The organism is Minwuia sp. (genome assembly GCF_048263705.1).
Classification (GTDB): domain Bacteria; phylum Pseudomonadota; class Alphaproteobacteria; order Minwuiales; family Minwuiaceae; genus Minwuia.
The window spans coordinates 176314-194262 of the sequence record NZ_JBLXDV010000008.1 but is presented as its reverse complement, the minus strand read 5'-3'; the positions used below and the strand labels follow the sequence as shown (position 1 = coordinate 194262).

The following is a 17949-nucleotide window of genomic DNA, read 5'->3' as shown; positions in this document are numbered from 1 at the left end:
ACCCTCTCCAATGCAAAAATAACCCAAACACAACACCCCCAGACCGCAACGACCAGGACGCAAGTGCCCGCTCGCCAAAGCCCTCGGGGGAATACGCGGCTGCTCAGAAGCTGTTCACGTGTGTGAACGCGAACAGACGCAGGGCCGCGCGCAACACCTGTGAGCCTGTTCGAAATCACCTTAATGATGTGTCAGGCAGGCGAGAGGAGGCTGAATGGTTCCACATGCCTCGTTCGTGCGTCACATATATCGTATAATATATATTATGGAATATTTTGAGCAGATGTCTTTATGAGGCCCGGTTGCGACGCGGGTCATGCAACCGGCATGGCATGGTCCTGTGGTATCAGGACAGGATGCACTGGCAGACGATGCCCGGGTCCGGCTTCAGATGTCCAGCACCATGCCGTCGTAGGCCGGCTCGATGCCCGCGGGAAGTTCTTCCCGGAGGGTTTCGTAATCCAGATCCACATGCAGGTTCGTCAGGACGGCGCGTTCTGGCTGGACCCGTGAAATCCACTGGAGCGCGCGATCCAGATGCGCGTGCGTCGGATGTGGCGTGTAGCGCAGCGCATCGACGATCATGACCCGCGCGCCGGCCATCGCCTCGAACGCGCGATCGTCGAGCTCGACCACATCGTTCGCGTAGGCCAACGGACCGATCCGGAAACCGAGCGATTTCATGGTGCCGTGATCCTGCTCGAACGGAACGATGTGCATGTCATTGATTCGGAACGGTCCGTCGATCAGATGATCCTTCAGGATGGCCGGATAGGCCCCCGTGGTTCCTTCGGGGAAACAGTAACCGAACTTGGCTTTCAGGCGGCGCAGGGTTTCCGCATCGCCCCAGACATCGATCCGCCGCCGGTGCCGGATGGCCAGCGCACGCAGGTCATCCAGTCCGTGCGTCTGGTCGGCATGATCGTGGGTCCAGACAACGCCCGCCAGATCCGTGACGCCCGCGTCCAGCAGCTGTTCACGCATGTCAGGCGACGTATCGATCAATACGGTACTGTCCGCATCCTTCACCAGAATCGAACAGCGGCGCCGTCGATTCTTCGGCTCGAACGGGTCGCACGCCCCCCAGTCGTTGCCGATCCGGGGTACCCCGCCCGAACTGCCGCATCCCAGGATGGTCACCTGCATCTCAGAACTCCGCCTTCGAGAACAGCCGCCGGAAATTGTCGGTTGTCGCCGCTTCGAGCTCCGCGATCTCCAGCCCCAGCAGGTCGGCCACCCGGCGCGCCGTATGGGCGGAGAACGCCGGTTCGTTGCGCTTGCCGCGATGCGGGACCGGTGCGAGATACGGACTGTCGGTTTCGACCAGGATGCGATCAATCGGCACGGTCGCCACGACTTCGCGCAAGTCATCGGCCTTCTTGAACGTCACGATCCCGGAGATCGAGATATACAGCCCGAGTTCCAGAACAGCATCAGCCAGAAACTGTGTCCCGCTGAAACAGTGGATGAGGCCTGGGAAAGCCCCCTTCCCCATCTCGTTGCGCAGGATCCGGATGGTTTCCTCTTCGGCGTCGCGGGTGTGGACGATCACGGGCAGGCCGGTCTCTCTGGCCGCGGCGATGTGGGCACGGAAGACGGTTTCCTGAACATCGCGGGGACTGTGTTCGTAGAAGAAATCCAGACCCGTTTCGCCGATGCCGACGGCTTTGGGGTGCGCGGCCAGGGCAACCAGCTGATCGGTGGTGGTCTCCGGTTCGGACTCAGCCTCGTGCGGGTGCACGCCCACGGAACAGAAGACATCTGCATGCGCCTCTGCGATCGAACGGACAAGATCGAACTCACGCAGCTTGGTCGAGATCGTGAGCATCGGCGAGACGCCGGCCGCACGCGCCCTGGACAGGACCTCATCGAGATCGCCGTCGCGCTGCAGGTAGTCGAGGTGACAATGACTGTCGATCAGCACATCAGGACTCCGTCGCTGGACCATGCAGATCAGGCCGCGCACCTTTCCCGGAACCCTTCAGGAAACGCGGCAGGTCGTCGTGCACATCCATCCAGGGCAGCCGTTCCTCGAAAAAGACATGCCGGGACGGCCTGAATGCCCCCGGATCGTCCATCGACGCCACATACAGATGGGTCTCGTCGGGAAACCGTTCATGTTCGAAACTGACCTGCGCGCCGCAGTTTCCACAGAACTTGCGCAGCGCGCCCGGTGACGACACGTAGGATCTCGCCGAACCCGTCCACGTCAGCCGGTCATTGGGAACCGCGAGCCATGTCGTCATCGGGGAAGACACCGCCCGGCGGCAGCTCTCGCAATGACAGTGGATCACCCACTTCGGCTGCCCGGTGAATTCGAACCGCACCGCGCCGCAAAAGCACCTGCCTGCGCTGACCGTATTGCCGTCGCCCACGAAGTTTCTCCCTATGCGTCGCCGTCTTCGAACTGATAGCGCGGAAAGATCGGCACGGGTTTGGAAATCGGGGTACCGCCCGAAAGGCGCCCGGCGTTGCCAAGCGCCTGAAACGCGCGCTGATCCCCGGGGACGCCGATCTGGGCCAGCATCGCATCGGCCGCATCCGGCATGACCGGCTGTACCAGTATCGCAACCTGGCGGATCAGATCCGCAAGCACATACAGAACGGTTTTCATCCGCTCCGGATCCTGCTTCTTCAGTGCCCAGGGCGCCTGCGCATCGACGTAGCGATTGGCGTCGCCGATCACGTCCCATATTTCGCCGAGGGCACGGTGCAGGGCCTGGTCATCCATCGCCGCGCGCACCCGGCCGATCGCTGTATCGGCCTTCTCGAGCAGCGTGCGGTCATCTGACGTGAATTCACCCGGCACCGGTATCGCGCCATCACAGTTCTTGTGCACCATGGAAAGAACACGCTGTGACAGGTTGCCCAGGTCGTTGGAGAGATCGCCGTTGACCCGGTGCACCATCGCCGATCTCGAGAAGTCGCCGTCGTTGCCGAACGGCACCTCGCGCAGCAGGAAATAGCGGGTCTGGTCCAGACCGTAGGTTTCCACGAGTTCCTCCGGGGCCACCGCATTGCCGAGCGACTTCGACATCTTCTGGCCTTCGATGGTCCACCAGCCATGGGCGAAGACCCGCTTCGGCGGCTCCAGGCCGGCCGACATCAGGAATGCGGGCCAGTAGACGGCATGGAACCTGAGAATGTCCTTGCCCACCATGTGCACGTCGGCGGGCCAGTAGCGCGGGTAGTCCCCCTCGCCCGTCTCGGGATGCCCGATGGCGGTGATATAGTTGGTCAGCGCATCCAGCCAAACATACATAACGTGATCTTCATCGTCCGGAACCGGCACGCCCCAGTTGAAGCTGGTACGCGAGATCGAGAGGTCGCGCAGGCCCGACTTGACGAAGCTGACCACTTCGTTCCGGCGCGCGGCCGGCAAGATGAAATCCGGATGGTCGTCGTAAAAGGCCAGCAGCCGGTCTCCCCAGGCGGAGAGCCGGAAGAAATAGCTGGGCTCCTCCACCCACTCGACCTCGGCGCCCGAGGGCGCAATGCGCCGCCCGTCCTCGGTTCTGGTCAGTTCGTCTTCGCCGTAGAAGGCTTCGTCGCGCACGGCATACCATCCGGCATAGCTGCCGAGGTAGATGTCGCCGGCCTCTTTCAGCTTCCGCCACAGCGCTTGCACACTGTCGACGTGGCGCTGTTCGGTGGTCCGGATGAAATCGTCATTCGAGATTTTGAGGACCGGCATCATGTCGCGGAAGTTCTGGGAGACCCGATCGCAGAAGCTCAAGGGGTCGATGCCGGCGGCCTCGGCGGACTTTTCCACCTTCTGGCCGTGCTCGTCGGTGCCCGTCAGGAAATGCACGTCGTAGCCGTCCAGCCGCTTGAAACGCGCCAGAACATCACAGGCCAGCGTCGTATAGGCGTGACCGATATGGGGCCTGTCATTGACGTAGTAGATCGGTGTCGTGATGTAGTAGCTGGGCTTGCGCGTGTCTGCGTCCGACATGGTGTTTTTCCGGCTCCGGCAGGCGTCAGGCGGCCGCCTTGCGCGCGGCATCCTCGAACGCGGAAACGAGGGTCAGGGTAACGGCCTTGCGGTTCAGATTCACGGTTTCGGTACGTTCCCTCAGGCGCTGCAGGTTGTCACACAAGTCGAACCATTGATCAAGGCCGCGACCTGCCAGCCTTTCGGCCAGCCTCCCCTCGCCCGGATCGGGCGGCAGCACGGCGTTCTCCGGCACCACGGATGTCGCGATGAGACGCCGCAGCAGCCCTTCGAACAGGGCACAGAACAGCGCGAAACGACGCTCGGCGTCGGCCCCGCGCTCCATGCTGGCGGCGAGTTTCTGCGCGGCTTCGCGGGGGATGGCGGGTGCCTTCGTGAACAACGAGATCATTTCCCGATACAGCACAATACCGTCGGCCTGGTGCAGGCGCAGCGCCGCGCCGGGCGACTGTTCGCTCAGCGACAACAGGACAGATGCCTGTTCGGCATCCAGCTCAGGGCTCTGGCGCTGCACGACCGCCTGTGCGTCGTCAGGGGACAGCGAGCGGAGATCCAGGCGACGGCATCGGGACCGGATCGTCGGCAGCAGCGCGCCCGGCTGATGGCTGATCAGCAGGAAGATCGTATCGGCCGGCGGCTCCTCGAGCGGTTTCAGCAAGGCATTCTCGGCCTGCCCGGTCAGGTCATCGGCGGCATCCACAATGACCACGCGGCGACCCCGGCGGTTGGCGCGCTGTCCCAGGAAACCAGTGAGTTGCCGCACATCGTCCACGAGTATGCCGGAACGGTATTTCTTCGTCTTGAAGTCCCATTGCCGCCGCAGCCGCAGCAGGTTGGGGTGTGAGCCCGAGGCGACCTGCGCGAACACGGCAGTGTCCGGATCGACGAAGAGGTCTTCGGATTGCGCACCGAAAAAACCGGCATCATGCGTGTCGGACAGCAACCGCCGTGCGAACCGGTAGGCTAGCGTCGCCTTGCCGATGCCCGGCGGTCCGGCAAACAGCCATGCGTGGTGCAGGGAACCGCCCGCGAGCGTCGCGGCCAGAAAACGTTCGGCGCGTGCGTGCCCGGTCAGCGACGGATTTGCCGACGGATGCAACGTCTCCGCCACCTCATCGGGAGCTGGTCGCTCCGGGGCGTCGGTCGCGGCTGGGGATGGCGCCTTCATGAAGTCACGTGCGCGGCAAGAAAGCCGTCCACTTCGGCCACGATGCTGGCCCAGACGTGCTCGACGTCGTGGCCCGCATCGATGATCCGGCACCGCTCCGGTTCAGCGGTTCCGATGTCCAGAAAACACGCGCGAAGCCGCTCATGGAATGCGAGTTGTTCCTGCTCGAAGCGGTCGGTCGCCTCTGCACGCTGCGCAATCCGCGTCCGGCTCTCTTCGACCGGAAGATCGAAGATCAGTGTCAGATCCGGCATGAACCCGTCGAGTGCGAGCGTGTGGAGTTGGCGGATTATCGACATGTCTATGCCGCCTGCCGCGCCCTGATAGGCGAGGGTCGAATCGCTGAAGCGGTCGCACAGGACGACAGCCCCGCGCCGCAGGGCCGGTGCGATGACCTGATCGACGTGGTTCCGCCGTGCGGCCTGAAACAGCAGCACCTGCTCCATGGCCCCCATCTCGATCGAGCTGTCCAGCAGAAGCGCGCGCAGGCGCTCGGCCAGCGGCGTGCCGCCCGGTTCCCGCGTGAGGACCACGTCGTGCCCTGCCCGTTTCAGGTAAGCGTCCAGCATTCCGATCTGCGTTGTCTTGCCGGCAGCCTCGCCGCCCTCGAAGGTGATGAAGATGCCCGCATGCGCTGCGCGCACCCTAGCTGCCTCCGAAAATCAGATAACCCAGAGCGGCAGCGATCCGGCCCGTGATGCCCAGTTTCCCGACATCTGCGCCGGCGAGCATCGGCACGCGAAGGGGATCCGCATCGGGCACGCGGATCACCAGTTCGGCGATCTTTTCCCCCTTCCGGATCGGCGCGGGCACAGGACCCTCATAGACCAGATGAGCGGTCATGCCCTTCCGGCTCTCGGCATCCATCGTGAAATTGACGTCCTCTCCGGCTACGAGCGGAACGTGGGTGCTCTCGCCCAGCCATACTTCGGCCTTGTCCAGAACCTCGCCTTCGGACAGCAGGCGATGATTGCGGAAGGTCCGGAAGGCCCACTGCAGCAGCCGGACCGACTCGGTCGCGCGCACACGTGAACTTTCCAGGCCGGCGATCACGGCGATCAGCCTGTGGCCATCCCGCTCTGCGGATGCGGTAAGACCATAGCCCGCTTCTTCGGTATGGCCGGTCTTCAGACCATCGGCACCGGCGAACTTGTAGAGGACCGGGTTCCGGTTGCCCTGCTTGATGTCGTGATAGGTGAAACTCTTCTCGGCATAGATCGGGTAGTACTGCGGGAAGTTCAGGATGGTGAGCCGGGCGATCCGCGCCAGATCGTGCACGCTCATCCGGTGTTCGGGGTCGGGCCAGCCGGTCGCGTTCTTGAGCAACGTATCCGTCAAACCCAGTTCCCGCGCACGTTCGTTCATCTTTTCCGCAAACGCCTCCTCCGTGCCGGCAAGGCCTTCCGCCACCACGATGCTCGCATCATTGCCGGACTGGACGACGATGCCGCGCAACAGGTCCCCCACCCGGATCTGCTTGCCAAGCTCGACGAACATCTTCGATCCGCCCTTGCGCCAGGCCTTCTCGCTGACGGTAAACGTATCGTCTTCGGTCAGGGTACCCTTCGCCAGTTCCTCCATCAGCATGTAGACCGTGACCATCTTGCTCATGGAGGCCGTGGGGATCGGGTCGTCGATCTGTTTTCCGTACAGGACGCGACCGCTTTCCGCCTCGATGATGATGGCGTGGGTGGCGTTGGTCTCGAAGTCCGCAGCCCTTGCCGCGCCCGCCGAAAGCCCGAACGTGAGGAATATGAGAAGATAAACGAAACGCGGCATGAAGAACGCACCTGTCTGACGTGAACAAAACGCCAGCAGTCTATTCCACTACGATCCGCGCGTCATCCGATCCGGCAGCGACAACCCGCGAAAGTGTCCGGTCGGCCGCCGCCACATCCGCGATCGGCCCGACACGGACCCGGTAGAAATCGCGATTGTTCACGACGACATGGTTCACATTGACATTGCCGAGCGCCACCAGACGCGCACGCAGCCTCTGGGCGTTCTGGAAATCGCTGAAGGACCCGGCCTGAACGAACAGCTTCGTATCCGGCACGGGACGGCTGAACACCGGCTGCGCCGGAGAAGTCGCACGGACCACTGCCGGATCCGGCCTGGCGATCACCGGGGTCGACTGGGACACCGCCGCCTGCCCCGCCGTGCTTGTCGGCGGCGGCAGCGCGGCGACCGCGACATCCGAGCGCGGCGCGGCCTTCACCAGCTTCCGCTCGGTCTTCGTTATCGGTGCCGGGCGCATGACAAACGCGTCCGCAGCCGATGAATCGAGCCGTACCCGGACGCGCGCGACGCCCTGCTTCTCGAAACCCAGCAGCTGTGCGGCACGGCGCGACAGATCGATGATACGCCCCTTTACGAAAGGTCCCCGATCGTTCACACGAATGGTCAGAACGCGCCCGTTCTCCAGATTGGTAACCTCGACGGTCGCGGGCAGCGGCAGGGTCTTGTGCGCGGCCGACACGCGGTTCATGTCGAAAATCTCGCCGGTCGCGGTGGCGCGCCCGTGGAAGGGCTCGCCGTACCAGGAGGCAAGACCGGTCTCGTCGTAGGACGGGTCGTCCTTCGGAAAATAGCGCACGCCGCGAATCGTGTAGGGCCTGAGGCTCGCCCGGCGCACTTTCTCAGCCCGGATCCGCTGCTCGCCTGCCGACGGCGCAGCGGCCTGGGATGCCTTCTTGGCCACATGGACGGCGAGTTGGGTTTCCGTGCACGCGCCCAGCAGCAGTAGTGCTGCGCCAATCGCAGGTATTCCCATGAGCCGGATTATACCGGTCGGCGACTTCACCGTGTCATACCCCGCGAATCGGTCCTACCCGATGAACCCTATTTCGCCGCGATCTGATCCGCAAGCGCCGACACGGTAAGTCCGTAGAGATGCGCACAGTTATACCGCAGGATCGAATGGTAGTTCCGGTAGACGAGGAAAGCCGGCCCGCCCGGTCCATCCGGTTCCACCAGCGATGCGGGCAGATCGCGGGTCGGCAGATCGCGTCCGTCCATGCGGCGCACACCGAGCGCCTGCCATTCCGACAGTCTCAACGGTCCCGACATCGCATCGATCGCCCGGCAGCCGCTCTTCTTCGTGCGCTTCGGCATCGCTGAGCGGACCGATTCGGCGTCCGCGGGCAACAGCACGCGGCGACCCCAGGTCTGATCCGAATGCCAGCCGTGGCTCTTGAGGTAGTTGGCGATCGAGGCAAACACGTCCGCACGGGTGTTCCAGATGTCGCGCCGGCCATCGCCGTCGAAATCCCGGGCGTAGGCCATGTAGCTTGACGGCATGAACTGGGGCTGGCCCATGGCACCGGCCCAGGATCCCAGCATGCTTGCGTGATCGATATGCCCCTTTTCGAGCATCCAGAGCGCCTGGAACAGCTCCCGGCGGAAATAGCTCGACCGGCGGCGGTCATAGGCGAGTGTGGCAAGCGCGGGGATCACCGGCATGGTGGGCTTGACCGCGCCATAACGCGTTTCCATGCCCCAGATCGCCAGGATGAAGCGCGGCTGCACGCCGTATTTCTTCTCGATCTCGCCGAGCACCGCCGCCTCTTCCCTGAGGCGCTGGTTGCCGACCCGGATATTGGTCGGTGTCAGCAGGCGGTCGGCATAGATCTGATAGGTCAGCTTGAATTCGGCCTGACTGCGGTCCCGCTCGACAATCCGCCGCACCGGCTGAACGTCGCGCAAGGCCACGTCGAGGACACCCGCGCTGATGCCTTCGGCCAGAGCTTCGGTCCGGACCTCGTTCAGCCAGATGTCGAAATCCGGCAGGTCCTGCGATCGCGCGGGAGAGACGAGCACCAACATTGCCAGCAACGGCATCAGCCTGATCAGTTTTCCCAAGGTCGTTCCGCCTGTTTCATGAATGCTACCCTCGGGTCCAGAGTCCACGAACACGGGCGGATTCGCAAGGGAGCTTCGTCAGGCCGCGTGCTGCCCCGCGCGCTCAAGAACGGTTTCGCAATCAATGCGAATCCGGTCCGCCCGATCCGAACCGGCGACGATCTCGATCAGGTGAACCAGGATCATCATGCATCCGCGGGGATCGGCGGTTGCCGGTCCGGACGATATTGCGGCCGATGAAACCAGCCCCTGGCAGGCCTGTTCCAGTGCTGCAGAAGCCTGCGCGACCGCTGCCCGTACTTCGCTCTGGATACCCAGCATGTCCGCATCATGGCCGGCCGCAACAACGGCTCTCAGCGCGTGTTCCATCGCCATCATGTCCTCGATGCGCCTCTGCTGCCCGGCGCGCACCCGGTCAGGATCGCCGGCAGCATCATCGACATAGGGTGCCGTCAGCAGCGCGAGCGTGTTCTTCAGACGGCCCGGTATGCTCTTCAACACCCGTTCACGGATCGCGGCAGCCGATACCGCAAGAAGAGCCGTCATCGCCTCATGCCCGACGCCCGCGCCGGTTCCGTCCCGCGCCTTGCGGACGGCGGGTTCAATCCGGGCCATCAGCTCGGGGAGCGGCGCGCGTTCGTGTCGGCCAAGATAATTCTCAAGCGCGATCCGGCATTGCGCCATGTCTGCGGTCAGCATGTCCGCGGTCATGTGCAGCAGCGCACGCCGCGTCGCCGGCGATATGGCAAGCTCACTGTCCTGAAGTATGCTGACGGCCCGGGCCGGACTTTCAAGCCGTCCCATCAGAAGCATCATCGGCAGTCTGAGACGACTCAATCCATCCTCGGGGACAGATCGGATCGTTCGTGACAGCAGGGCCTTGCCGCGCCTGTCCAGATCCTGCAACGGGCCGCGCGGCAGGCCCGAGCCCAAAGTCACCATGATCCGTCCGCTTTCAAGGCAACGGATGATCAATGCCAGGGATTCCCTGAGGGAATCCGCACCTGTCGAGCGCCCGCGCCGCCGCCGGAAGCGGGTGGACCGCAGCAGGGCCGCGGCACGTGACCAGATACGCCCGCCGACATCGACAAGCGCGTGATCGTCGCCCGCGACGGGATCAATGGCTGCGAGCTGTCGCTGCACGGTCGCGACTTCCGTCGGTCCCATGAGCCGCGTCACGAGACGGCCAAGAGTCCGGCATTGGCGTCGGCTGATCGGAGCGGACGTCCCGCCCGTTTCCCGCACGATGAAATCCTCGAAAGGCATGCACAGAAGGCGCGTGAACGTCGGGGCCCTTCGCGGACGGAGACGCACGAGCCGGTCGCGCAGGACCGACATTTCAGGCATCACATCGGTCTGACGCCCAAGCTTCTCGTAGAGACGGTAGACTTCCAGAAAGCGCTCTGTCGGCAGCCGGGAAACCCGCGCGGCCAGTTCCTGCGGCGGCAGCTGCAAGGCGTCGCCGGTCATCGCAGGAGCCGCCCCGCCCGTCCGTTCACCGGCTGCGAAACCGCCATCGTCGTCGATGATACGCTGTTCCACGATCGGCTGTCCCGCGTTTCATCGGGCGGTACGATCGGCAGGATTCGCGTCATCTCCTGGATGATGTCTTCGGCGATTGCCCGGCCTTCGATCACCGCGTTCCAGAGACCGATCATGTGCTCCCAGCCGTCGAGGAGCCAGTGCAGCCGCCCGATCTCGCGTTTCAGAGCCGGTGCCGCCTCCGGCCACGCATCGATGACGGGGCCCACGTCGGATGTCAGCCGGTCGACGGCGGCAAGACTGGACCGGGCGAGACCGGCGGAGAAGGCGGCGGCTTCTCCGCAGAAGATGGCCATCGGTCCGACGTCCGCCATCGTGTCGCGTCCCCAGATGGTCAGCATCTGCGCCAGTTCATCCACCTCCCAGACCAGATCCCGGAAGGGTCCGGCGCGTGGTGATTGCTTCAGGCCGATGCCCGCCAGCAATTCGACCAGTTCGGCAAGGTTGCGTTCGATGGCGCCGCCATCCAGTTCGCCGACCTTCGCGAAGGCCTCGACGGCACGTGTGAACACGGCGTTGCCCGAACGCGAAAGCATCTCGCCGGTCAGGCCTTCGGGCAGCGCGAGACCGTGAAAGCGCGCAAGTTCCTGCAGCATCACGGTCTGATCGGCATGGAAGACCGCCGCGTGAGCCCTTTCCCAGTCGATTGCCCGCTGCATTTCCCCGGAGCCGGCCAGGCCGCTGCGCGCGATCTGCGTCCAGCAGCGCCGGATCTGCATCGGACTGACGCTGCCCCTTTCGGCGATCAGGGACGCGAGCGCCCGATCGTGAACGGTCAGGCTCAGCACCTCGCCAAGCGTATCGAGGGGTGTCACATAGATGCTGGTGCCGCCCGCGAAACCGGGCAACAGGGCCTCGATCCCGCGGTCTTCGGTCTCCTTGTCGCGCGTCGCCGGGCGCACCCGTGCCTGGGAGAGCAAGCGCGTCGTGAAAGGCACGACCGCACCGCGTGCCGCGAAGGTCTTCGGATGATAGTCCAGCCGACGCAGGGTCTTCGCACCCCCTGTCAGAGGTCTGACGGGAAGTCCGTTGCCCGAAATGTCCAACTGCGCGCCGTGCATCGGTCAAGTCTGGTCGCGAAGCCTGAAAATCCTGTTAATCCGATGCCCGGCACAGGGTCGTTCCTCGATCGGTCTGGCGGAGGCACAGACACCTGCTGGACGGGTCGGGATGTCGGTGCTAGATCACCGCTCAGGACAGGTGGCCGAGTGGTTGAAGGCAGCGGTCTTGAAAACCGCCAAGGGCGAAAACCCTTCGTGGGTTCGAATCCCACCCTGTCCGCCATTTTAAAATTTGGCATGTCGCCACCCTTCAAAGCACTGAAAACAATGGATGTTTTCGGAGTTCGAAACCCCTCGAAACGGTCATAGACCAATGGCTCGGCGAATGTGAGCTTGAGCACTGTGCGCTTCTCTGCGAACGCGGCTACCTGACTGTTATTCCACAGGTTTATCGGGCTTCCCAGAAACTGCATGGCGAGTTCGAACATTTCCTCGAAGGGGCGATGCGAAGCGCCTTTGGTTTCCAGTTTCTCGACCAGCGCCAGTCTCTCGGCTTCTATCGCGCCGATCTTGTCTTCGAAGCGGGCGATCACAGCCGTGTTCGAAAGCGTCACAATGCTATCCAGCATGGTCGCGCTTTGGCGCTCCAATTCGGCAATCTTTTGCCGGATGGCGGTCTTCGCCGCCTTTGCCCGTTCGTGGTGGTAGTCCCAGGCCTTCTTCAGAATCTTGCGAACAAATTCGAAGGATCGTTGCGATGGCTGCACGTATTCCAGAAGCGCTTCGAAGCGGCCTTCGATATCAGCGCGCCGGATCGACTTGCGGTTATGCTCGCAAGTCTTGTTGAAGCACATGTAGTAAGGATGGCGTGCGCCCGTCTTGGAGCGCGACCAGTTGGCCGTCAGCGGCTTGCCGCATGTGCAGAGCACGAAGGAGCGCAGCGGGAAGTCTTCCGAGAGATCGGCGCGCGCTGGCACATAGGCCTTGCCCGCCAGACGCGCCTGTATCCGGTTGAAGGTTTCCAGCGTGACGAGACCTTCATGTTTTCCTTCGCGAAGGTCGATGCCGTATTTCGGCATCTCCAGATGGCCGGAATACAGCAAGCGCCGCAACACTCTATTTGCCGCTTCGTTGGTGACCACGCCGAAACGGTTTTTCGGGAACTCAGGACGGCTCTGCAAAAAGCGCGCGACTTCCGCCTGCGACTGAAGGCGTCCCGAGGCGTAAGATTCCAGAGCTTCCTGAATAATTGAGGCCAGAGGTTCGTCACGAACAAGCATGTTGCCGTGCCCCTCAACTCTCTCAGAGCGGTAACCTATTGGCGTGCTGAACGGCCAGTAGCCGCCCATCAATCGTGCGGTGCGGCGCTTCTTTGTCGTTTCGCGTATCTTGTCCCGATAGTGCTGCGCGCCGAGCGCCTGCATGTTCTCGAAGTAGCGACCGTCAGGGTCAGAGCCGAAAGATCGAGAAGGCGATTCCAGAACTGCGCCGCACGCATCGATGGCGTCTCGCAGATCAAGGTGTACGCGGATATGCCGCGCCAAACGGGAGATGTCGTCCACGATCAGGACAAAGCGGCGTTGTTTCTTGTGTTTCCGCAGGAACGCCAGAGCATCCTGAATACCTTCGCGATCCAGTCGCGCGCCTGAAACGCCTTTGTCGAAGAACACGCCCCACACGGTATAACCCTGGCTCTCGGCGAATCTCCGGCAAAAGACCTCTTGAGATTCCGCGCCCTGGCCTCGCTCCATCTGGGATAGTGACGAAACCCGCGTATAGATGATGCAGTCTGTGAGGCCGTGTGGCTGAGTGTCAAAATCATTCATGCGGCAAATCCTCAACCGCTTTTCCGCTGGAACGCTTGGCGGCTTCTTCGAAGTTTTGGGCAATAATGCCTTCCTTGGAGTATACAGAATCCAGGCTTGGACGTGCCGAGCGAGGGTCATTCTCAGCAAGTTTTCCACAGCTGATTTCGGCCAACTGAACAGGATGGAGACCGAAGTCCATCGCCATGACTTCCAATGCCAACGCCCAATAGATTTGGATGAACTCAACGACCTGTTCATCGGTAACGTCTTCATCGTCGAAATACGCGGCGAACTCTCTAATCTCGTCATCACTCAAGGCGCATGACGCACCCGGCGGTTGCAGGTGCGGCGCTTCCGCCTGATTCCTCCCCTCCGTCATTATCTTGTTCTTCATAATCATATCCTTTGTTTCGTTCTCTGCGCCTCCTATGGCGGTTATTCAAAATATTGATAGGAATACTATCCTATTTTGTTCAATATTTCAAGAATAACCGCTCATATGTTCAGTATTTACTGATCAAGCGTGGGCGAATGTTCGGGAGCGCGAGCAGGCGTATCAACGACCGCTTCAGCCATCACCGCATCGCGTTGCGCGGTCAGGCCGGTGTTGGGGGTGGCTTCGGCCTTTGTCGGTGCTTCGTGACCCTGCTGCTGGCGCGCATCCTTCTGGCGTGCCTTCCACTGGCTGACGAAGAGATTGGCCTCGTTCAGCATCATCGGCAGCTTCTGCATCTGACTGACCGTCAATGAGCTGGACTCGAGGATCTTGCCGGTCTCCTTGTCGCGGTAGAGCGAACCAATGGTGATGGTCAGGAACGGCGGCTTGTTCTCGACGCCAGGCTGCTTCCAGATTTTGACGGCCAACGATTCAGAGGTGATGCGCTTGATCGGGCCTTCGCCTTTCGCGGTCTTCTCTGTGGTGTCAGTCATGATGGTTCTCCTTCCTTTGCGGTTGCGCCCTACAGCGAGGGCATATCGTTTGATCGTGAGAGGGATGGTGTGCGCTCGGCCTGCTGCGCGACTTCCGCGTCGTAAGCAGCCGCAGCGGCGAAGACGGCATCCCGCTGCGCGGTCAGCCAGCCTTGCGGTTCTTCGCGGCCACGCATCTTTGGTGGTGGCTTCAGAGCAGGCGCGGGTTTGTCTTGTGGGCGTCCTCGTCCTTGATCGCCCCTGGCCGTATCGCTGCGCCGCTGGCTCTCCGATTTCTCCTGATCGAGGATTTGCCGCGCGATGTAGGGATCGCGGTTCAGATCGAACTGACGGCGCACGTTCGGCAGGCGGCTCAACGCCGGGGTGGACAGCCATTGGCCGAGGATTTTGCGGGCGAGGCTCATCAGCGCCACTCCCTGCTATCCAGCCAGATCACGCCAGGGCAGTCCGGTACGTAGGCACGCACAAAGCCCCTGCTACCGAGATAGGTGCAGGTCACGCCATGAGAGAATGCGCCCGTCCTGATCTTACTGGTCGCAATCCAGAGGTGCGGCCCTTCCGGCGAGGCGAAGAACAGCGCCACCAGCAACCACGGCCAATAGCCTAGAAATGCAGCCAGCCCGCGCCCCGCAGCGCCCGCCATATCAAGCCCGCGTCTCATGACGTGTCTCCGCCGCGCAGCAACGCGCCGAGCCAGGACCGGAAAGAGCGCGGGTACGGGCGCACCCTCAGCTTCGTGCGCTTGCGATAGGGCTTCTCATAATGGGGTGACCGCTCAAGCTGGCGCTTGAATGACATCATCTCGGCGACACTCGGCACATCGACCTCAAGGGGCTTGTTATTCCCCAGAAGCAGGATGCCGCGTTTGGCGGTGCGAATTTCTTCCTCATCCATCAGCGGCACGCCCTCTTCGGACAGGGAATATCCGTCCATCGAGAATGCGCCGCTCGCCGCGTTGGCATTGTTCGAACGCGCGATCACCGATTTATTGCCGAGGATGCGGCGGATCATGGAGAGGGTTTCAGGGTTGCGTTGTCCGCCGGGCAGGAACAATGCGGCCTGCGCTTCAGACAGAAGCGTCTCAAGTGCCGCCTTCCCGTGACGATCAGAGAAGGCGGGGAAATTCTGGAACGCAAAGACAGGAATAGTATTACTAAATCTGAGTGTGGTTAGATCCTCTGTCATGTTAACCCATGGCAAATTCCCGGCCTCATCAACCAGCAGATAGACCTTCTTCTGCTTGTTCTCGTGCGCGCGCAGCTCCATCAAAGCCGCCCAGTTCAAAACACCGAGCACGGCCTGCTGCGCCTTCTTGTTGGGATCGAGCATGATGGCGATGATGGTGGTTGTGCCGCGCTCCTTCGTATCGGAGAAGCGGAAGGTGCTCTTGCCGCTGGTCACCTTGTGCGCCCGCGTGGTGATGTCGAAGTAAGACAGCGCGGACTCGCGCGCGCCGGACAGGATGCTGTCTGCCAGCTTCCCATCACTTTGACCGAGCACATCGGCAATGCCCGACGCCAGAGCGCGCAGGAATTTCTCGAAGTCGGCGATATCATGCGGATCATGGATATCCGCCTTGACCCACGGCGATTCCCATAGGGGGAACTCGGCCTCAGCTTCAACCGGCTCGCCGTGCTCATTAGTCGTCTTCGTCTTCAACCGGCCACCCGCCCAAAGGGCGTAGCGAAGCAGTGCTTGCTTGTCGTCCAGCAGAAGGCGGACAGCGCCCAGACTGGCGTTATCGCCTTCGATGATGGTCACGACAAGGGTCGCGAACCCCATCACCCTGCGGTTGTTACCCTTCCAGAACGATGCATTGCTCAGGTCACCGGACTTGTCGTCGGGATCGAGGATGAGGCAGAGGCCGCGCACGAGATCGGTCACGTCCTCCAGCCTGCCGCTGGTGAAGCATTCCAGGATCAGGATGAGCGGATTGTAGATGTCGCTCTCTTGCCCGATCAGGTCAGGATACAACCCGCCCAGATTGATGATGCGGACGCATTCCCCTCGCTTCTTCAGCGCCCTGACCACTTGCGGGGTGATGTCAGATTTGTAGTCGTAGTAGATCTTTGATGTGCCCTTGAGGCCAAGAATCTGGGGCAGAATTATCTTCGTGGTTTTGCCGCTACCACTCGCGCCCAATATGTATGAGACGGTTTCCAGCTTCGGAAAAATCGCCGTGCCGTGCTTCGCACCGAAATACAATCCCGTGCCGTGATCGATCAGGTCATGCCTGACCTCCATCAGGTTCTTCGCGAACCGCGCCTTGCCCTTGCGTCCCGTCGGCTGGCGCGCCTTCAAGTAGCCGCAGAGATCGGCGAAGGCGCGCAGGCCGATCTGCAATAGCGCTATGCCCGACACGACCAGACCGAACAGCGCCGCCGCTGGCAGCGGGTCGATAGACCCGCCCACAAGGGCGGGCGCGAACCCCAGTTCCCGCCAACCGGCCAGACTAAGGCCGCAGACGATTAGAGCCGGAAGAACGCGCCCGCCCGAGTTGTTGCTGTGTGCGGCCACAGTCGCTCAGCTCCCGTCAACGGGGAACTGACAGACCGAGCGCGCACGAACGAAGTCATCGCGGCTGACGCCCGCCGCCTTCAGCGCACGGTCCGTCACCTTGTGCCAGGTGGGCAGGGCCGCGAAAACCTTCTTGCCGACATTGACGCGCACCTGCGCACCATCACGCCCTGCGGCGCTCGTGAAATAGCACCAGGCGTGGTCGTAGCGGGACGGATAGTGTGCGGGATCGTACTCGACGCCGGTGAACACGATCAGCCCACGAACGCTCGGATGATCCTTCTTGAAGAAGATGTTGAAAGACTCGGGAACAGGACGCTCCTTACCTTCCAAACGTTCGGATTCATTCCAGACCGGGCGCAACATCGCAGGCGGCAGGGTAAGGTCGGGTTCAGCAACAGAAATCGCCTCTGACACACCCGATCGGAACCGTTCGAAGCACACAGCCAGATCGTGCGCCCAGGTCACCATCGCGCCACCCTGAGCAGCAATCCAGGTTCCCCAGACATGCCGAAGCGAAAGATCGTCGAGACGGCTCAGCTTCCAACCGCCTACACCACAGACATGAACGTTGACCCCGGCGAGCGCATCCTTGCGCGCGGACACGCTATAGGGCGTGCGCGTGGCGTCCGAGACCAACGCCGCATCGCTGGGGATTTGCAACCGCCCCTTCTCGCCGATCATCGACCAGGCAGGATCGCGGGTGTACTGAACCGGCCGTCCCAGCACCAACACATGCATCTGGCCGTCCCGATCAACGCGGTTGTCACCGATTCCGCGCAGCACCGACAGAAGGTCCAGCCGACCTGGAACCCCTTTGTCCCCATTGCCGAGCGCGGTCAGGAAACGACCGACCTTGCCGATCTCGCCCGCGAAGGCACGAAGCCGCGCGCGCGGATACTGGAAGCGTTCCTCATCTGGCACATCGATACGAGCGATACGCTTGTTCGACGTTCCGTCGAACACAGTGAACGCTTCACCAGGGCCGATCTTTCCGTTGAAGAAGCTCCCGAGTTCAGCCGTGAGTTCAGCCAAATCGCCGTCATAGTGGTCCGGCAACACAACGCGATATTCATCTGCGGTGGCAGAGGTCGCCGAAAGGGCTGCGGCAATGGCCACGCCCCCCAGCAGATTACGAACGTATGTCGTCATCATTTTGGATACTCC

18 protein-coding genes, 1 tRNA gene and 1 pseudogene are annotated in these 17949 nt (G+C 62.2%); 2 read left to right on the top strand and 18 right to left on the bottom strand.

Annotated elements, in window-relative coordinates; translation table 11 throughout:
* Positions 1-387: 387 nt before the first annotated feature.
* The 11 genes from ACN0X7_RS13380 to ACN0X7_RS13330 form a co-directional block, all read right to left on the bottom strand.
* A complete protein-coding gene (locus tag ACN0X7_RS13380; protein ID WP_417518037.1) occupies positions 388-1146 on the bottom strand; it encodes an MBL fold metallo-hydrolase in 759 nt (252 codons plus the stop codon).
* 1 nt (position 1147) lies between these two features.
* The gene (locus ACN0X7_RS13375) at positions 1148-1924 is read right to left on the bottom strand and encodes a TatD family hydrolase (RefSeq protein ID WP_417518035.1); all 777 of its coding nucleotides are present in this window, start codon (positions 1922-1924) and stop codon (positions 1148-1150) included.
* Between the two features lies 1 nt (position 1925).
* Positions 1926-2375, bottom strand: coding sequence for a GFA family protein (locus ACN0X7_RS13370; protein ID WP_417518033.1), 450 nt, complete (start codon positions 2373-2375; stop codon positions 1926-1928).
* An 11-nt stretch (positions 2376-2386) separates the two neighbouring features.
* A complete protein-coding gene (gene metG, locus ACN0X7_RS13365; protein WP_417518031.1) occupies positions 2387-3955 on the bottom strand; it encodes a methionine--tRNA ligase in 1569 nt (522 codons plus the stop codon).
* 25 nt (positions 3956-3980) lie between these two features.
* Positions 3981-5216 carry a DNA polymerase III subunit delta' gene (locus ACN0X7_RS13360; RefSeq protein WP_417518029.1) on the bottom strand — a complete coding sequence of 412 codons (1236 nt, stop codon included), beginning with the start codon at positions 5214-5216 and terminating at the stop codon, positions 3981-3983.
* A complete protein-coding gene (tmk, locus tag ACN0X7_RS13355) occupies positions 5120-5767 on the bottom strand; it encodes a dTMP kinase (protein ID WP_417518027.1) in 648 nt (215 codons plus the stop codon). Before tmk ends, ACN0X7_RS13360 begins: the two co-directional genes overlap by 97 nt.
* A 1-nt stretch (position 5768) precedes the next feature.
* Complete coding sequence (locus ACN0X7_RS13350; RefSeq protein WP_417518025.1) at positions 5769-6902, bottom strand: D-alanyl-D-alanine carboxypeptidase family protein; 1134 nt, start codon at positions 6900-6902, stop codon at positions 5769-5771.
* A 40-nt stretch (positions 6903-6942) separates the two neighbouring features.
* Positions 6943-7896 (bottom strand): septal ring lytic transglycosylase RlpA family protein, encoded by a 954-nt coding sequence (locus ACN0X7_RS13345; RefSeq protein WP_417518023.1) that lies wholly within the window; start codon positions 7894-7896, stop codon positions 6943-6945.
* Positions 7897-7964: 68 nt separating this feature from the next.
* Positions 7965-8984 carry a lytic murein transglycosylase gene (locus tag ACN0X7_RS13340; RefSeq protein ID WP_417518021.1) on the bottom strand — a complete coding sequence of 340 codons (1020 nt, stop codon included), beginning with the start codon at positions 8982-8984 and terminating at the stop codon, positions 7965-7967.
* Positions 8985-9062: 78 nt separating this feature from the next.
* On the bottom strand, positions 9063-10526 hold the full coding sequence (locus ACN0X7_RS13335) for a hypothetical protein (protein ID WP_417518019.1): 1464 nt from the start codon (positions 10524-10526) through the stop codon (positions 9063-9065).
* Positions 10451-11587, bottom strand: coding sequence for a hypothetical protein (locus ACN0X7_RS13330; protein WP_417518017.1), 1137 nt, complete (start codon positions 11585-11587; stop codon positions 10451-10453). Before ACN0X7_RS13330 ends, ACN0X7_RS13335 begins: the two co-directional genes overlap by 76 nt.
* Positions 11588-11720: 133 nt before the next feature.
* Here ACN0X7_RS13330 and ACN0X7_RS13325 point away from each other — a divergent pair.
* Both ACN0X7_RS13325 and ACN0X7_RS13320 read left to right on the top strand, forming a co-directional pair.
* A tRNA-Ser gene (locus tag ACN0X7_RS13325) sits at positions 11721-11810 on the top strand.
* A gap of 220 nt (positions 11811-12030) precedes the next feature.
* Positions 12031-12780 carry a hypothetical protein gene (locus ACN0X7_RS13320; protein WP_417518015.1) on the top strand — a complete coding sequence of 250 codons (750 nt, stop codon included), beginning with the start codon at positions 12031-12033 and terminating at the stop codon, positions 12778-12780.
* A gap of 150 nt (positions 12781-12930) precedes the next feature.
* Here the strand turns inward: ACN0X7_RS13320 and ACN0X7_RS13315 are convergent.
* The 7 genes and pseudogenes from ACN0X7_RS13315 to ACN0X7_RS13285 form a co-directional block, all read right to left on the bottom strand.
* A pseudogene (locus tag ACN0X7_RS13315) lies at positions 12931-13278 on the bottom strand (recombinase family protein); the annotation flags it as partial.
* A 67-nt stretch (positions 13279-13345) separates the two neighbouring features.
* Positions 13346-13729 carry a hypothetical protein gene (locus tag ACN0X7_RS13310; protein WP_417518013.1) on the bottom strand — a complete coding sequence of 128 codons (384 nt, stop codon included), beginning with the start codon at positions 13727-13729 and terminating at the stop codon, positions 13346-13348.
* 116 nt (positions 13730-13845) lie between these two features.
* Complete coding sequence (locus ACN0X7_RS13305) at positions 13846-14265, bottom strand: hypothetical protein (protein WP_417518011.1); 420 nt, start codon at positions 14263-14265, stop codon at positions 13846-13848.
* Positions 14266-14294: 29 nt separating this feature from the next.
* Entirely contained in the window at positions 14295-14669 is a 375-nt protein-coding gene (locus ACN0X7_RS13300) for a hypothetical protein (RefSeq protein ID WP_417518009.1), read from the bottom strand.
* Entirely contained in the window at positions 14669-14926 is a 258-nt protein-coding gene (locus tag ACN0X7_RS13295; RefSeq protein WP_417518007.1) for a hypothetical protein, read from the bottom strand. Before ACN0X7_RS13295 ends, ACN0X7_RS13300 begins: the two co-directional genes overlap by 1 nt.
* Positions 14923-16782 carry a type IV secretory system conjugative DNA transfer family protein gene (locus ACN0X7_RS13290; protein ID WP_417518005.1) on the bottom strand — a complete coding sequence of 620 codons (1860 nt, stop codon included), beginning with the start codon at positions 16780-16782 and terminating at the stop codon, positions 14923-14925. Before ACN0X7_RS13290 ends, ACN0X7_RS13295 begins: the two co-directional genes overlap by 4 nt.
* A 6-nt stretch (positions 16783-16788) precedes the next feature.
* Entirely contained in the window at positions 16789-17937 is a 1149-nt protein-coding gene (locus ACN0X7_RS13285; RefSeq protein WP_417518003.1) for a hypothetical protein, read from the bottom strand.
* Between the last annotated feature and the right edge of the window lie 12 nt (positions 17938-17949).

Bases quoted from the DNA above. Each gene is read 5' to 3' on its own strand.
- ACN0X7_RS13350 (WP_417518025.1), bottom strand. From the start codon at position 6,902: ATGCCGCGTTTCGTTTATCTTCTCATATTCCTCACGTTCGGGCTTTCG.
- ACN0X7_RS13345 (WP_417518023.1), bottom strand. From the start codon at position 7,896: ATGGGAATACCTGCGATTGGCGCAGCACTACTGCTGCTGGGCGCGTGC.
- ACN0X7_RS13285 (WP_417518003.1), bottom strand. From the start codon at position 17,937: ATGATGACGACATACGTTCGTAATCTGCTGGGGGGCGTGGCCATTGCC.
- ACN0X7_RS13295 (WP_417518007.1), bottom strand. From the start codon at position 14,926: ATGAGACGCGGGCTTGATATGGCGGGCGCTGCGGGGCGCGGGCTGGCT.
- ACN0X7_RS13310 (WP_417518013.1), bottom strand. From the start codon at position 13,729: ATGAAGAACAAGATAATGACGGAGGGGAGGAATCAGGCGGAAGCGCCG.
- ACN0X7_RS13330 (WP_417518017.1), bottom strand. From the start codon at position 11,587: ATGCACGGCGCGCAGTTGGACATTTCGGGCAACGGACTTCCCGTCAGA.
- ACN0X7_RS13380 (WP_417518037.1), bottom strand. From the start codon at position 1,146: ATGCAGGTGACCATCCTGGGATGCGGCAGTTCGGGCGGGGTACCCCGG.
- ACN0X7_RS13300 (WP_417518009.1), bottom strand. From the start codon at position 14,669: ATGAGCCTCGCCCGCAAAATCCTCGGCCAATGGCTGTCCACCCCGGCG.
- metG (WP_417518031.1), bottom strand. From the start codon at position 3,955: ATGTCGGACGCAGACACGCGCAAGCCCAGCTACTACATCACGACACCG.
- ACN0X7_RS13320 (WP_417518015.1), top strand. From the start codon at position 12,031: ATGCGAAGCGCCTTTGGTTTCCAGTTTCTCGACCAGCGCCAGTCTCTC.
- ACN0X7_RS13305 (WP_417518011.1), bottom strand. From the start codon at position 14,265: ATGACTGACACCACAGAGAAGACCGCGAAAGGCGAAGGCCCGATCAAG.